The following is a 15321-nucleotide window of genomic DNA, read 5'->3' as shown; positions in this document are numbered from 1 at the left end:
GGCTCCCCCAGGCCACCCCAACACCACCCACACACCACATTCCCCCCTTTTCCAGGTATCTCCTCTCTTTCCACACTCAGAACTCGTCGAGTGCCGACTGCGTTGCGGCCGCGAGCACGTCTCGACTCGTCTGCCAGGAGGCTCTGGCACACGACGGGAGGTCGCCGGTGTCGTCGACGTACGACCGGAGGAACTCGCGGGTCGTCGGGTCGCTCGGGTAGCCGCTGCCGATGCCGTCGTACTCCTCGTACGCCGTCGCGAGCTCGGCGACGTGGCTGTCGCGCGCGACCTTCGCGATAACGCTGGCGGCCCCGACGATCGCGTGGGCCTCGTCGGCACCGTGTTCGGCCCCGATGTCGACGTCGGCGCTCACGCGCTCGGTGACGCGACGGCCGAACCGCTCGGCGTCCGTGTCGCCCGCGTCGACGATTCCCGCGTCCCCGTCCGCCGCCACCGCCGAGAGCGCATCGGCCTGCGCCGCGACGGTGAGCGTGTTCATGTCCGTTTCAGGGTCGTCGATGCGGTCCGGCGGGATCTCGGCGACGCCGACGCTGACGCGGTCGTCCCCGTGCAACTTCTCGGCCAACTCCTCGCGGCGCGCCGGGGAGAGGTTCTTCGAGTCGTCGATGTCCTCCGGGAGCGCCTCCGGATCGGCCCGCACCGCCGCCGCGAACATCGACCCGAGCACGGGTCCCTTGCCGGCCTCGTCGACGCCCAGTCGCATACTGTGGGCTGGTCGGCTTGCGACCGGAATAAAGTCGGTGGGTTCTCGACCGATCGATCCCCGCTCGGCTCCGCTTAATCGTCCAGTTCGGGCTGCTCGATCTCGGGTTCGGGAATCTCGGCTTCGCCGATACCGGGCTTGGAGAGGTCGACTTCCGGCGGGTCGGCCGACTCCTCGGCCTCCTCACGCTCCTCGTCGGCCTCGGCTTCGCCCCACTCCATCCGCCAGTCGATGGGTTCGTCTTTGAGGTGGTGACACATGGTATCACGCCTCGAGAAAACGTTGGCCCTGCGCAGTCCTAAACGTTGGGGCGAACCGCCGTCGGGACTACGATTCGGCCTCGTCTGCGAAGAACTCGGGCAGTGCGAACGGCTCGTCTTCGCCCTCCACGTCCAGCACGTCTAGGGCGGTGACGACGGCCCCGACGTCGAGCAGGCCCGACAGGCTGGGGTCGGTGCGGCCCTCGTCGCCCGAGACGAGTTCCTTCACGTAGAGCCCGCCCTCGCCGTGAACCTCGATGGTGGCGTTCGTGTCGGGGGACTCTCCATCGAGTTCACCGTCGATCTCGTACACTTCGCGGGTCCGGGTAATGTCCGCGCGCCGGTGGGAGACGCGCTGGGGGGTGTCCTGGTGGATCGTCGCGCCGTCGAGTGCCGCGAGCGCCTCGTCGAGTTCGGCCGCCGAAACCGCCCCGTCGAACTCGACGGCCATCCGGTAGGTCTTCGAGGCGTCGTGGCCCTTGACGCGCTCGACCATGTCGTGGGTCGCCAGCCGAAGGTTCTCGACTTCGACTTTCCCCTCGGCGAACTCGTTGATCTCTTCCTCCAGCCGTTCGGGGTCCACGTCCCGCGTTCGGGGTTCCTTGACCTCGATGACGAACGGGCGACCCGAACCCAGCATGAGCGCGTCGACGTCCTCGCGGCCGGCGCCGTGGAAGACCGCTTCCTCGCCGTCCATCGCCGCTTCGACCACTGGCGCGGACAGTTGCTCGACGCTCTCGTCGTAGCGAAAGCCCGATCCGCCACAGCCGTCACAGGCGGCCCCGCGTTTCAGGCCGGTCCCGCCACAGTCGTTGCAGGGCCACTTCGTCTGGGGGATGTCCCGTTCGAGTTTGCGGTAGCGGCCGTAGACGAACGCCGAGTTGATCTGTACGTCGAGTTCGTCGGTCGCCAGATCGAGGACGACGAGCACGTCCGGGCGCTCGAAGTCGACCTCGGTATCGGTCAGTCGGCCGAGTCGCTTGCCGACCTCGCGGTTGAGTTCCCGCTTGAGCGGTTCGCCGGCGTCGGCGTCGAGGCCGAGGTCCTCGCGCAGCAGGTGATCGTTCTCCTCCAACAGCGGCGGGACAGTCGTTCCCGTCTGGTAGGTGTCGAAATCGTACGCTTCGAGGGCGTGGGCGGCGCGCTCGGCCCACTCCTCGGCGCGGGCGGACTCGCCCTCACACACCCAACAGTCCCCGTCCGGTTCGAGGTCGCCGATGTCCGCGTCGTCTTCGAGGGCGACCGACACGCGCAGTGAGCGGCCCCGCTCGGCGTTGGTCAGTCCGAAACTCCGGTCGGCGACCAGTCGGCCCAGGCAGGCGTCACAGAGCGGCCCGGTGTCGATGGCCCGACGGGCAGTCTCCAGTACAGTCATTACGCGTCCCAAGGCGGGGCGGCGGTAATTCCCTTGCCCTTTCCGGCGCGGCCTAGGTCCGTTCTCGCTCGGGTCGCTCGCCGGCGGCAGCCGAGAGGGTCCTGAGGTTGTACGGCTTCTGGCCGCTACACCACTCGAAGATCCGTTCGAGACTCAGCAGACTCGACCGGACGCCGTCGTGGTCGGCCGTGACGGCGATGTTCGTCGCGCCCTCGAGGGCGGGGCTCTCGAGGCAGTTCCAGAACAGCGGGTCCTCGGTCCCCCTGATGGTGTAGTAGTCGATATCACCGGGTGTTTCGTCGGTGTTGAGCTCGGCCAGCGGGTGGTCCGAGAGCTCGTCGTAGTCCTCTCGCAGGAAGTGGCTCATCTTGTAGGTCCCGGTCGTGAGCCCGGTCTTGGCGGCCATCGAACTCAGGACGGTGCCGTGGTTCGCGCCCGCGAGGCCGACGACCGTCTCCACCCAGTCGTAGCGGTCCCTGCGGTGGAGCCAGTAGCGGGTGCCGGTGACGCCGAGACTGTGGCCCACGACGGCGACCGACGACGCGCCGGTGCGATCCCGAACGTTGGCGACGAACGCGTCGAGTTGGGCAGCCATCTCGTCGTGGCTCGGGCTCCCGCTACCGAAGGTGATCGCCCAGAGCGCGTCGCCGCAGTACCCCCGCTCGCGGAAGAACTCCGAGTGGGCCTCCCAGTCACAGGCGTCACGCTGGTTTCCGTGGACGAATACGACCGGCGTCCGGTCCGTGCCGGGATCGGTCCCGTGGTACTCGTGGCCGCCCCAGCCGCCGTACGCGTCGGTCTCCCAGGGGAGGCGTTCGTCGTCCGTCCGGTCGTGCTCGCAGTCGACCCGACAACCGCCGTTCCGGCGACAGCGTCGCAGTCCCATCAGATTCGAAGTGAGCTTCCCCAGGACGTTCGACGGTCCCGATGGCCCCCGTTGCGTAGACATGGTTGTTTCGTGTGAACGTTTAGCATATATATTTACCCGTTTACAACGGTCGAGTAACTCGGAAAATAACATTCGATGGTAGTATTCGAGGGTTGAGCGTTACCGAATTCTTGTCTCAGTGCACTCTCCGATTAACAGATCCGATCCGGTGCCGTCCGATATACTGGCTCAGCGGTCCGTCTCGCCCGCCCGTGCCGTGGCGTCGCGTGGCTTGTCAGGTGGGAACGTTTTTACGGATTATCGCGTGTAGTATCGGCTGATGGAGTCGTCGGAAGACACGGCCGATGTCGACGTCGATGACGTCTCTCCCGACGCCTGGCGACTGCTCCGTACGGCTGCCGGCTACGAACAGCGAACCGTCGAAAAGGAGGTCGACGACCTGATGCAGGCACACATCTCGATGCTGGAGAACGGAAGCCGAGGGTTGTCCTCCGCGCGTCGGCGCGCCCTCTTCGAACTGTACAGTGCCGAACTCACCACCGAACAGGTCCGCGCGCTCGTCACGCACTTCTGATACTGCCGGACAGAAATTTTCGCAACCAACGGGTATCAAGCGGGCATCTATCCACAATAGTCCGGTGCGAGCACCGATCAGGTGTTCACGGACTTCTGTCCGGTAGTATGAGACCACCGGCCGCTGTCGGGGTGTGTTAACGCTTCTGTCAGAGAAAGTAAATAGTAAATACTGGCACTCGTGAGAACCATGTATCAATGATACAGCTACGGAGGGACACGGCAGGCGGGAAACTGGCCGTTTTCGCGGTCGCGTTGTTCGGGGCCGGACTGATCGCGTTCGTCGCTGATCCGTCCAACCTGTCGACGAGGGGACAGTACGCGATCGCGACGATGTTTTTCGCGGCGGTGCTGTGGGTCACTGGCGTCGTGCCGTTGGCGGTGACCGCGCTGTCGATTCCCGTCTTACTGACCGCCTTCGGGGTGTACGACAACATGGACGCGGCGCTGACAGGCTTTGCCGACCACCTGATCTTTCTGTTCATCGCGGGCTTCATGATCGCGAACGCGCTCCAGAAGTACAACATCGACCGCCGGATCGCGCTGTGGATCATGACCAAGATGGGGTCGTCCCCGCGGCGGCTCATCCTCGCGATCATGCTCGCGACGGCGTTTCTCTCGATGTGGGTCTCGAACACCGCCACGACCGCGATGATGACCCCCATCGCGCTGGGCGTCCTGGCCCAGGTGATCGGGCGCGAGGAAATCCGAGAAGCCGAGGACGATGACGAGGCGTTCTCGAACATGCAGATCGCGACGCTGCTGGGGACCGCCTACGCGGCCAGCGTCGGCGGCGTCGGGACGCTCATCGGGACCCCGCCCAATGCCGTGCTCGCGACCCAGCTCAACGCCATTCTGGGCTACGAGATCGGCTTCGTCGACTGGCTCGCCATCGGCCTGCCCATCGTCGCCGTCACCCTCCCGCTGGTCTGGTACGTGCTCACGTTCCGGCTGTACCCGCCCGAAATCGACGACGTCAGCGACGCCCGCGAGCAGGCACGCGAGTACCTCGACGAAGAAGGGCCCCTCTCACCCCGGGGTCGCCGGGTCGCGTACATCTTCGCCGCGACGGCGATCCTGTGGGTCGTCGGCGGTCTCGATCTGTTCGTCGAACAACTCGGTGTGCTGCCGACGACCTGGTTCAACACGCTGTTCGGCACCGACGAGGGGATGACCGTCCTCGGCGTCACCGGCCACCAGGGGCTGCTGTACTACGTCATGGTCGGGATGTACGCCATCCCGGCGCTCGTCCTGGCCGACACCGTCGAGTGGGAGGACATCGTCGACATCGACTGGGGGACCATCCTGCTGTTCGGCGGGGGCATCGCGCTGGCCGACGCGCTCGCCGCGACCGGCGCGACGAAGTGGCTCGCCGAGACCATCTTCGGATCGCTGACCGGCGCGCCCATCGTGCTCGTCGTCGGGGCGGTCGTGCTCGTCGTCGTCCTGCTTACCGAACTGACCTCGAACACGGCAACCTCGACGATCATCGTCCCCATCCTCATCGGGATCGGAGGGATCTTCGCGTCGACGCTCGGGCTCTCGGAGGTGTCTGCGGCCGTCTTCCTCGCGGTCAGCGGCGCGATCGCCGCCAGCTTCGCGTTCGCGCTCCCGGTCGCGACGCCCCCCAACGCCATCGTCTTCGGCAGCGGGCACCTGAAACAGCGTCACATGATGCGCGCCGGAATGGTCCTGAACGTCCTGATGACGCTCGTGCTCACCGGCCTCATCTGGCTGCTGTTCAAGTTCGTCTGGCCGACGATCCTGTTCTAGCCGTCGAGGCGGCTGTCACACCTCTTGTCATCCTGAACGGAGTCAGCGATACTGTCCGAGCCGAACGCTTATACTCCTCATCCTGCAACCCCCGGTGGAATGGCCAGTTCGACGCGAAACGGGGAACCCCACGAGGAGGAGATTCGCCTGTGGCGTGCGGACGACTGGTGGATCGCGACGGATGTCGAGACGGGTGTCACGACTCAGGGAAAGTCCCGCTCGGCCGCGCTCGAAAACCTCGATGAGGCAGTTGCTCTTCACGAGGGGGAGATCGGACGCGAACCCACCGACGAGGAACTGCGCGAACTGGGTATCGATCCTGAGGACGACGCGAGCGGCGACGAACTGCCGGAAGTTCTCAAGTAGTCGTGAGCCAGCTGTCGCTTACCCCGGAACGATCTCTTTGAGAACGCGCGATTCGATCTTGCGGAGGTGTTCGCCGACGGTGACGGGGGCCAGATCCATCTCGGCGGCGATGTCCTCGTAGGTCGCGCCCCGCGGCACGTCGTAGTAGCCCGCGTCGATGGCGGTCACCAGGATTTCGCGCTGGCGGTCGGTCAACATCGAGAACAGCTGTCGGTCGTCGGGGTGGTACTCGCCCATCGACTCCAGTTCCACGTCGATGTTCTCGGGGATGAGCCCGATCGATTTGGTGATCGTTTCCTGGTCGCCCAGCGACCGGACGCGAATGCCGCCATCGGCGAGGCACTCGATGGGCGTGTCGACGACCAGACTGTACTCCTGTGGGAGCCGAAAGAGCGTGTCGACGGTCTCGTTGGGCCGGAAGTGGATGTACGCGACGAGGTCCTGCCCGTCGCCGGAGATGCTGTGTGAGAGCACGTCCTTGTGCCCGTCCATGATTTCCCGTGCCCGCTCTAGGTCCCCGTGTAACTGGTAGAGGAAGACGATGGTCCCGTCGTCCAACTGGTTGATGTGGTGGATAGCGACCCGCTCTACCTCGTCGGCGTCGAGCAGTGCCCTGTCCGCCGGATGAAACCCCTCCCGCCCCGGTCGCAGAGACAACTCCGCGCTGCGCATGTCAGCCATATCGAACTACCCCCTCTTGGGTTTCGTGGTTCCCTCGAATACCGATGCCCGACTGCTCGGGCCGCGGACTGCCGCCCACGCCACCCTTTCGCACGTCTCCCAGTACCACGGATAAAAGGCCCGTGACAAATTTGCAGCAACGATAGGGGAGTTTCCGGGTAACGAACGGGTGGACGATGACACAGGTAGAAGACGACAGTCGCGACATGCGACTCGACCCGGACTCGTTCGCACAGGGCTACTTCAAAAACGCCGTCTACCGTCACTGGGACCCCTACGAAATCGAGGGGCTCGAGGGTGACAAAGCGAAGTTCCTCGAATACGAGCCGACCGAAGCCGAGTTCGAGGAGTTCCGAACCGCGGTCTCCCGCTTCGGTGCCGGCGAGGAGGCGGTGACGGAGGACCTGATGCCCCTCGCCCTGGTCCTGGAGGACATCAACGACCAGATGTTCCTCTCCAGCCAGATCTACGAGGAGGGCAAGCACACCCAGTTTTTCGACCGCTACTGGCGCGAGGTCATCGACCCCGTGGCCGCGGAACTGGGCTACGAGCAGACCAGGCCGACGGCCCAGCACTACTTCAACGACGACTACGTCGCGCTGTTCGACAAGACCGAGGCCGCCATGGAACGATTGCTGACCGACGACACGCCCGAAAACCGGGCCAAGGCCTACTGTCACTATCACCTGACCGTCGAGAGCGTACTGGCCCAGACCGGCTACTACGGCTTTCAGTCGGCCTTCTCGGATGGCGGGTCCGACGAGGTGGCAAAGCGCGAGTGGCCCGATCTGGACGGCATCGTCAACGGGATCACGAAGATCCGGAGCGACGAGGGCCGTCACGTCGGCTTCGGGATGCAGAAGGTCCGCGGCCTCGTCCAGGACGGTGCGGTCGACGAGCAGGTCGTCCAGGACACGCTACAGGACCTGATGCCCCACGTCGCCGGCACGGTCAGCGACTTCGGCGAGGCCATCGACCCGACGCCGCTCGTGATGTACGCCCGCGACAAACTCACGCGACGTATCGACATCATCACTGACGCCGACGCGGCGGTGCCGCCGGTCCACGAACTCGTCGACATGGACGAGTCCGAGGCCGGCGCGACCGCGGACTGATACGGATTACTGTAGAACAGTCCCGAATCGACCGCACGAGGTCGTGCGGTCGTATCGGTAACCAGCTACAGCAAACCGTATGACCGTTCCGACAACCGAATCGCCTTTCTCCTTTCGGTGTGCTGGCCCGGACATGGACGAGTGGCTGGTCGCCGTGCTGGTCGGCGTCGTGCAGGGTGCTCTGGAGTGGATCCCGGTCTCAAGCGAGGGCGCGATCGCGCTGACGCTGACCGTCGTCGCCGACGCCTCGCCGGACGCGGCCGTCAGCTACGCCCTCTTTCTCCACGCCGGGACCGCGATGGCCGCGACGGTCTTCTACCGGACCGAGATCCGCGAGGTGCTGGGAACGCTCCCGGCGCTCCGACCGCGGAGGGCCTTCGAGCGGTCGACGGCTGACCTGGCCTTTCTCGGCGTTGGAACGGTCGTCTCGGGGATCGTCGGGCTCTCTGCGTACGCGGCGCTGGACCATCTGGTGTCAGAACTGGCCGGCGGCGCGTTCGTCGCGTTCATCGGCGCGCTCCTGATCGTGACTGGACTCGTCCAGCGGGTCGCCGAGTCCCGCGGTGGTGGACCCGCACAGAAACAGCCGACGCTGGTCGACGCCGTGCTCGTGGGCGGTCTTCAGGGTCTGGCGATTCTCCCCGGCGTCTCCCGATCGGGGACGACCGTCAGCGCGCTCCTGTTGCGGGGATACGAGGGCGTCGACTCCCTGCGGCTGTCCTTCCTGCTGTCGATTCCCGCAGCGCTCGGTGCGGGACTGCTGGCGGTCCTCGATACGGGCGTCGCCGGGATCTCGCCGGCGTCGGCCGTCCTCGCGCTCGCGGTCAGCGGCGTCGTGGGGTATCTGACCGTCGGCGCGCTCGTGGCGCTGGCTCGCCGGATCGCGTTCTGGGGGATTTGCATCGGCTTCGGCTCGCTGGCCGTCGTCGGCGGGTTGTTGTTGCTGCTCTGATCTCGCGGTGGACTCGACGACGCGATAGCTCCCCAAAGCTTACGTCTGAGTGATAGTAATCGCTGCGTAATGTCGCCCGACCCTTCCCATAGCAGACGAACCCTCCTGCAAGCCAGTGGTGCCCTCCTCGGAACCGCGACGGTCGGCTCGCTGGCGGGTTGTTCAGTGCTGAACGATTCGAAACCGGACCAGACTGCCGGTGGCCGCGCCGACGCGGTTCCGGACGACGCGTCGGCGGTGTTCTACGCCGACGCCGACACGCTGCTCGCCGACTCGGAACTGAAAGCCGGGATCGACGACCACCTCGCCGACCTCTCGGCGACGGACGGGTATTCGGGTCCGGCGTCGGTCGACGAGATGCTCGGGACTGCCGAGGACGCGGCGGGGGTCGACCCGACTGCCCTCTCGGAGCTGTTGTTGTTTGCCGATGTCGAGGGTGACGCCGGATACGGCGGGGTCCTCGTCTGGTCGGACCTGGACGAAGACGAGTTCGTCGACGCGCTCGAATCGACCGGCGTCATCGCCAGCGCCGAGGAGAGCGAGTACGAGGGGAACACGGTCTACGAGCAGTCCGGTAACGCGGGCGTCGGCGTCCTCGGGTCCGGGCGGTTCGTCCTCGGCACCGAGGACGCAGTCGAGGACGCCATCGACGTCGACAACGGCGACGCGGACGCGGTCTCGGGGTCGTTCCGGGACACCTACGCCGGAACGGAGGGATCGATCCGGTTCGCGACCGCCGTGCCCGAGTCGTGGGTCCCGTCGTCGAGCGACGGGGCGGAAATCGACCCGCAACCGATTTCGGCCGCCAAATACGCCTCGGGGTCGTTCGCGGAGAACGGCAGCGACCGGACGCTGGAACTGACCTTTCACGCGGGGACAGAGGACGACGCCGAGGACATCGAATCGGTCGTCGATGCCGGGCGAGTGCTGGCCGAGGACCGGGTCGGCGGCCTGTCCGACGAGGAGATCGAACCCGAGATGGAGTCAGTCGTCGCGGACCTCGAATCGGCGCTGGACGACGCGTCGGTGTCTCGAGACGGGACGACCGTCAGCGCGACCTACACCGGCCCGCCCGAAACGGTCGGGACGGCTCTTTTCCTCCCGCTATCGGGGTTGTTCCTCAACACGGCCGGGTTCCTCCAGACCGAGGCCGAGGAGACGGGCGAACAGTCCCACGAACAGGTGACGAACCGCCTGCAGGTCTTCAACGTCACTGGCCGAGTGGCGAGGGTTGACGGCGAGGCGACGGTCGGTGCGGCCGAGATGACCGTGGGCAAGGCACCCGGTGCCGAGGACATCGATCTGTCCGGCGTGACGATGCAGTGGGTCGACGACGCCGGGACGTACGACCTCGTCCACGAGTCCGAGTTCGACGAGGCGAACACCGACGGCGCGTTCGCACACGGCGCGATCAAAGACCCTGACGACTCGCTCGCCGGCGGTGGAACCATGATAACCGAGGCCGACGATCGCGCGCGATTGGTCGTCGACCTCGGGCCCCAGGGCGTCGAGGGCGGCGAGATGCCGGGCGTGTTCGACGAACCCAGTGACGCCGTTACGATTCGTGATACCGGACTCGACGAGGGCCAGACAGCCTCCGTTCGTATGACTACAGCATCGGGAACAGCAACGACTGTTCGTCTCGTCGTCCCCGAATCGCTGGCTGGAGCGGACGCCGTTCGGCTGTGATCGGGAATAGGGGCTGTCGTCAGCGACCGACCTGACCGCTTCAGATCCTGAGAACGTTCCGATAACGTTTATTTTCTCGAACTGGTATGTACGGACGAACGGGTATCGGGGGTCCCGCGCCCCGGCCGCACGCTCTCGCATGAACTGGACGCCGACCGGTCGCCGAGGTGATTGCCGGTACGTATGAGCGACGGCGAACAGAAACTCGTGGACACGCAGGGCGATTACCTCTACGCCGTCAGGGACGGCCAGGTCAACGACGGGGCGACCTGGAAGTCCTGCCGACTGATAATCACCAACAAGCGCCTGGTCCTGGCGACCAGCGGGAACAAACAGACGGTTCCGATATCGAACGTCGAGATCGAGGACGAGCCACCGGACATCGGCGCGACGGCGCACATGACCAACATCACGCCGCTTTCGGTCGGCAACAACGTCATCTTCCTCGCCGCGGGCGAGGGCGGCCTGGAGGAGGACGTCTGCCGGGCGATGCTCCACGACCAGATCATTTTGGTGAAACACCCGGCCGTCAAAGGCGGCGTCGTCCAGGAGACCGACTGGGAGAAAGCGAAGTTCCGCTACGTCGACGACACGATCAAGATGGCGCTCTCAGACGGTCGCCTCACGATCGACATGGACAACGTGGGGAATATCGACACGACCGACACGCAGGTCCGGGGCAAAGAGCGCCTGGTCGTCTCCGTCGAACACACCGAGGACGATATCAGCGTCGAAACGTATCTCACCGGGACCGAAACGCACACTCAGGCGCTGGATTCACTGTTTTCCACCGCCGTCGAAAAAAACGAGGCGAACGTCGACCAACTCGACGAACAGGAGAGCCAGGTGCTGATGGCGCTGTACTCGGGCGTTTCGCCCTTCGAGATGTCAGAGTTCGTCGGGATGCCGGTCGACGACGTAGAGGAGGTCTACCAGCACCTCCTCGAAATCGGGGCCGTTGACGAGGTCCGGGTCCGGACGGAAGTCGAACTGAACGCTCGTGGGCGAAACATGGCGAGTGACGCGATGAGTGATCAGTAGTCGCCAACTAATTGGTTGATTGTATGGTTAAACGCCGACTACTGCCGAAAGAGAGCAAAAAGAGACTGCCGGAGCCGGAACCTTGAAACCGCCTGACGGATACCATGGCGTATGAGCGTCAGCACTGCGGTCGTCCTCGCAGCGGGTGAAGGGACTCGGTTGCGCCCGCTGACGCGCAATCGCCCGAAACCGATGTTACCCGCTGCCAACCGCCCTATCCTCGAACACGTCTTCGACGCCCTGGTCGAGGCCGGCATGGAACGGCTGGTCTGTGTCGTCGGCTACAAACACGACCGGGTGCAGGACCACTTCGGCCCGACGTACCGGTCGGTCCCCGTCCAGTACGTCCGCCAGCACAAACAGCTCGGGAGCGGGCACGCCCTCCTGCAGGCCCGCTCGGCCGTCCAGGGCCCGCCGCTGGTAGTCAACGGCGACCGGCTCATCGAGACGGAGATGATCGAGGCCGTCGCCGACGCCTACGAGCGCGACGAGCCGGCGGCGGCGCTGGCCGTCCTCGAGCACCCGAAAGCTAGTCAGTACGGCGCGATCTCCCTGCAGAACGACGAGATCACGGAACTGATCGAGAAACCGACCACCGACGAGTACCGGCTCATCAACGCCGGGATCTACGCCTTCCAACCGGACATCTTCGACGAGATCGCGGACACGCCCCGTACGGAAGGCGAACTCGCGCTGACCGATACCATCGCTCGCCTGATGGATCGGGACCGGGTCAAGGGCGTCCACTGTGAGGGGATGTGGGTCGACGCGACCTACCCCTGGGACTTACTGGAGATGGGCCGGGAGGTTCTCGCCCGCGGCCGAGTCGATACCGCCGCCCAGGATGAGGGGATCTGGGTTCACGAGGACGCGCTCGTCCACGATGCCGCGACGCTCCGCGCGCCGGTCGTCGTCGGGCCCGACTCGGAGGTCGGCCCCGGTGCCGTCGTCGGTCCCGACACGGCGCTCGGGCGCAACGTCACGATCGGTGCGAACGCGACGGTCGAGCGCTCCGTGCTGGACGCCGACACGCGCGTCGACGCCGGGTCGACGCTGTTCGACACGGTCGCCGGGCAGGACGTCCACGTCGGGGCCGGAACGGTCGCCCCCGGCGGGGACGCGGACGTTCGGGTCGGCAACCGGGTCTTCGAGGACCAGCGACTCGGCGCGGTGCTCTCCGACCGGGTCACCGCCGACGGCAACGTCAGTCTCGACCCCGGCACGCTCGTCGGTCCCTCGGCACATCTTCACACCGGCGCGCACGTCCAGGGTCGGATCGCCGAGGGCGCGGAGGTGATGCGCTGATGTGTGGCATCATCGGCTGTGCCGGTCGGCACGGGGAGACGCTGGACGTGCTCGTCCACGGGCTCTCGAAGCTCGAATATCGCGGCTACGACTCGGCAGGGGTCGCCCTCGCGACCGACGAGATCGAGGTCTGCAAGACCGCCGGCGAGATCGACGATCTGCGCGCGGCACTCTCCGAGCGCGAACTCTCCGGTACTGTCGGTATCGGCCACACGCGCTGGAGTACCCACGGTCCGCCGACCGACGAGAACGCCCACCCCCATCAGGACTGTCTCGGTGACGTGGCGGTCGTCCACAACGGGATCATCGAGAACTACCAGACCCTCCGGGATCGGCTCTCGACGGCGGGCCACGAGTTCCGCAGCGACACCGACACGGAGGTCGTCCCCCACCTCATCGAGGACGAACTGGCCGACGGTGCCGACCCCGAAGACGCCGTTCGGAACGCCATCGCCCAGCTAGAGGGGAGCTACGCCGTTGCGGCCGTCATCGCCGGCGAGGACACCATCTTCGCGGCGCGCAACGACTCGCCGCTCGTGCTGGGGATCGACGAGGACGCCTACTACCTCGCGAGCGACGTGCCGGCGTTCCGGGACCACACCGACCGCGTGATCTACATGGACGACGGGGAGTTCGCGGCGATCGACGCCGACGGCTGGACGGTGACGACCCTTTCCGGGGACCCCGTCGACAAGGACGTCGATACCGTGGACTGGGACCCCGAGGAGACCGGCAAGAGCGGCTACGACCACTTCATGCTCAAGGAGATCCACGAGCAGCCCCGCGCCCTCCGCCAGTGTCTCCGGGGCCGCGTCGGCGAACTCGCCGGGGAGGTGGATCTCGGCGACCTGGGCGATCTGACCCCCAGAGCTGTGCAGTTCGTCGCCTGCGGGACCAGCTATCACGCCGCGGTGTACGCCACGCAACTGTTCCAGCAGGCGGGGATTCCCGCCCAGGCGTTCCTCGCCAGCGAGTACACCACGAGCACGCCGCCGATCGGCGACTCGCTCGTCGTCGGCGTCACCCAGAGCGGTGAGACCGCGGACACCCTTTCCGCGCTCCGGGAGGCCCAGCGCCGCGGCGCGCGGACGCTCGCGGTGACCAACACCGTCGGTTCCACTGCGGCCCGGGAGTGCGACCACGCGCTGTACATTCGGGCCGGCCCGGAGATCGGCGTCGCCGCGACGAAGACCTTCTCCAGTCAGATCGCGGCGCTGAACCTGCTGACGCTCGGTATCGCCTCGGGCGACGACGACCGCGAGGTCATCAGCGGGCTGCGCGACCTGCCAAGCGCCGTCCAGGAGATCCTCGACGATTCGGTCGCCAGGGACGTCGCCGAGACCTACCGTGACGCCGGGTCGTACTTCTTCATCGGCCGCGGACTCAACTACCCGGTCGCCCTGGAAGGGGCGCTGAAAATGAAGGAAATCACCTATAAACACGCCGAGGGCTTCGCCGCCGGGGAGCTGAAACACGGGCCACTCGCGCTGGTCACCGAGGATACGCCCGTCTTCGCGCTGGTGACCGGCGACGGCGAGATGGCCCGCAAGACCATCGGGAACGTCAAGGAAGTCGAGGCTCGGGACGCGCCGGTGGTCGCGGTGACCGACGGCGCGTCCGACGTCGAGCGCTACGCCGACCACGTGCTCGAAGTGCCCGATACGCACCCACGCGTGGCAGCCGTCGTCGCGAACGTCCAGCTTCAGCTCGTGGCCTACCACACCGCGAATATGCTCGGGCGCTCCATCGACAAACCGCGCAACCTCGCGAAAAGCGTCACCGTCGAGTAGTCAGCGGTCGTCGCGGTTTTCGAGCGTCGCGACGTCTTCGATTGTCGGCCCGCCTTCGACTTCCGGCTCGTCTTCCACGTCCTCCCGATCGACTTCGGCGTTACTCGATTCCGCTGCAGTCGTCACTTCGTCGTCCGCCTCGGGGACTGGCGGCGGTTCGAAGATCGCCGAGACGAACCGGCCGACGCGACCCTCGCGGAGTTCGTCCCACGACGTCTCGACCCGGGTCGCCAGCGTCGCCATCGCCAGCAAAACCAGCCGCACGCCCAGTCCCGCGTCGTCGAGCCCGCCGAGGGCAGTTATCGCGACCGTGTTGACGAGTACTGCGACGAACGCGACGATGCCCATAATCTGGACCGGTGCCGTCCGGAAGGCTTGTTCTACTCCACGGCCCATCTCCCCGAGTCCGCTGCGTTGAACCAGCTTCCCTGCACCGCCCGCCAGCCAGTCGAGTCCCGCGATGACCGGACCGACCGTCCAGGTCTCTCGGAGGTCGATCACGATGACGTCTGGGTCGGGCTCTTTCGTGAGCCACCGGTAGAGCCACGACCCACGGGTCCACCGCCCGACTGTCCGCCCACCCGCACCGACGCTGCTGTTCGTCGCCGCGCGGTCGAGCGCCGACTGGACGGCGTCGAGTCGGCGCAGGATCAACGACTCGCCCGCTGCCGCCGCGAGCCGCCGTCGAAACCCGGTGACTCCGCCGAGGAGTCGCGAGCCGCTCCGGGCGCTGTCCCAGTCCACCATCTGTCGGTTCGGTCCTCTCGGGGTGGCCGTATATCGGTTTC

At 66.1% G+C, this 15321-nt stretch carries 15 protein-coding genes; 9 read left to right on the top strand and 6 right to left on the bottom strand.

Features of this window, described 5'->3' with window-relative positions; all coding sequences use genetic code 11:
• Nucleotides 1-76 precede the first annotated feature (76 nt).
• The 4 genes from rnhB to E2481_RS15265 form a co-directional block, all read right to left on the bottom strand.
• Nucleotides 77-724, bottom strand: coding sequence for a ribonuclease HII (gene rnhB / locus E2481_RS15280; protein WP_136718030.1), 648 nt, complete (start codon nt 722-724; stop codon nt 77-79).
• A 74-nt stretch (nt 725-798) separates the two neighbouring features.
• Nucleotides 799-984, bottom strand: a complete 186-nt coding sequence (locus E2481_RS15275) for a hypothetical protein (RefSeq protein WP_136718029.1) — start codon at nt 982-984, stop codon at nt 799-801.
• A gap of 67 nt (nt 985-1051) precedes the next feature.
• Nucleotides 1052-2359 carry a tRNA pseudouridine(54/55) synthase Pus10 gene (locus E2481_RS15270; RefSeq protein ID WP_136718028.1) on the bottom strand — a complete coding sequence of 436 codons (1308 nt, stop codon included), beginning with the start codon at nt 2357-2359 and terminating at the stop codon, nt 1052-1054.
• Nucleotides 2360-2411: 52 nt separating this feature from the next.
• On the bottom strand, nt 2412-3308 hold the full coding sequence (locus E2481_RS15265) for an esterase/lipase family protein (protein ID WP_169302462.1): 897 nt from the start codon (nt 3306-3308) through the stop codon (nt 2412-2414).
• 259 nt (nt 3309-3567) lie between these two features.
• Here E2481_RS15265 and E2481_RS15260 point away from each other — a divergent pair, with 259 nt between their 5' ends.
• From E2481_RS15260 to E2481_RS15250, 3 genes are all read left to right on the top strand, one after another.
• Complete coding sequence (locus E2481_RS15260) at nt 3568-3822, top strand: hypothetical protein (protein WP_136718026.1); 255 nt, start codon at nt 3568-3570, stop codon at nt 3820-3822.
• Nucleotides 3823-4019: 197 nt separating this feature from the next.
• Entirely contained in the window at nt 4020-5594 is a 1575-nt protein-coding gene (locus E2481_RS15255) for an SLC13 family permease (RefSeq protein ID WP_136718025.1), read from the top strand.
• Nucleotides 5595-5693: 99 nt separating this feature from the next.
• Complete coding sequence (locus tag E2481_RS15250) at nt 5694-5960, top strand: type II toxin-antitoxin system HicB family antitoxin (protein WP_136718024.1); 267 nt, start codon at nt 5694-5696, stop codon at nt 5958-5960.
• 18 nt (nt 5961-5978) lie between these two features.
• Here the strand turns inward: E2481_RS15250 and E2481_RS15245 are convergent, their stop codons facing one another.
• Nucleotides 5979-6641, bottom strand: a complete 663-nt coding sequence (locus tag E2481_RS15245) for a helix-turn-helix domain-containing protein (RefSeq protein ID WP_136718023.1) — start codon at nt 6639-6641, stop codon at nt 5979-5981.
• Between the two features lie 176 nt (nt 6642-6817).
• Here E2481_RS15245 and E2481_RS15240 point away from each other — a divergent pair, with 176 nt between their 5' ends.
• The 6 genes from E2481_RS15240 (at nt 6818) to glmS (ending at nt 14533) form a co-directional block, all read left to right on the top strand.
• Nucleotides 6818-7756 (top strand): ribonucleoside-diphosphate reductase, encoded by a 939-nt coding sequence (locus E2481_RS15240; RefSeq protein ID WP_250137843.1) that lies wholly within the window; start codon nt 6818-6820, stop codon nt 7754-7756.
• Nucleotides 7757-7889: 133 nt separating this feature from the next.
• Nucleotides 7890-8708, top strand: coding sequence for an undecaprenyl-diphosphate phosphatase (locus E2481_RS15235; RefSeq protein WP_136718108.1), 819 nt, complete (start codon nt 7890-7892; stop codon nt 8706-8708).
• Between the two features lie 69 nt (nt 8709-8777).
• Nucleotides 8778-10397 carry a hypothetical protein gene (locus E2481_RS15230; RefSeq protein ID WP_136718022.1) on the top strand — a complete coding sequence of 540 codons (1620 nt, stop codon included), beginning with the start codon at nt 8778-8780 and terminating at the stop codon, nt 10395-10397.
• A 183-nt stretch (nt 10398-10580) separates the two neighbouring features.
• Nucleotides 10581-11438, top strand: coding sequence for a CheF family chemotaxis protein (locus E2481_RS15225; RefSeq protein ID WP_136718021.1), 858 nt, complete (start codon nt 10581-10583; stop codon nt 11436-11438).
• Between the two features lie 111 nt (nt 11439-11549).
• Nucleotides 11550-12743 carry a bifunctional sugar-1-phosphate nucleotidylyltransferase/acetyltransferase gene (gene glmU, locus E2481_RS15220; RefSeq protein WP_136718020.1) on the top strand — a complete coding sequence of 398 codons (1194 nt, stop codon included), beginning with the start codon at nt 11550-11552 and terminating at the stop codon, nt 12741-12743.
• Complete coding sequence (gene glmS, locus E2481_RS15215) at nt 12743-14533, top strand: glutamine--fructose-6-phosphate transaminase (isomerizing) (protein WP_136718019.1); 1791 nt, start codon at nt 12743-12745, stop codon at nt 14531-14533. Before glmU ends, glmS begins: the two co-directional genes overlap by 1 nt.
• Here glmS and E2481_RS15210 read toward each other — a convergent pair whose 3' ends face one another.
• On the bottom strand, nt 14534-15280 hold the full coding sequence (locus E2481_RS15210) for a hypothetical protein (RefSeq protein WP_136718018.1): 747 nt from the start codon (nt 15278-15280) through the stop codon (nt 14534-14536).
• Nucleotides 15281-15321 lie beyond the last annotated feature (41 nt).

Source organism: Halorientalis salina, from assembly GCF_005049285.1.
GTDB lineage: Archaea > Halobacteriota > Halobacteria > Halobacteriales > Haloarculaceae > Halorientalis > Halorientalis salina.
Note: the sequence above shows the minus strand (reverse complement) of the source record. Positions and strands in the feature narration are given on the sequence as shown.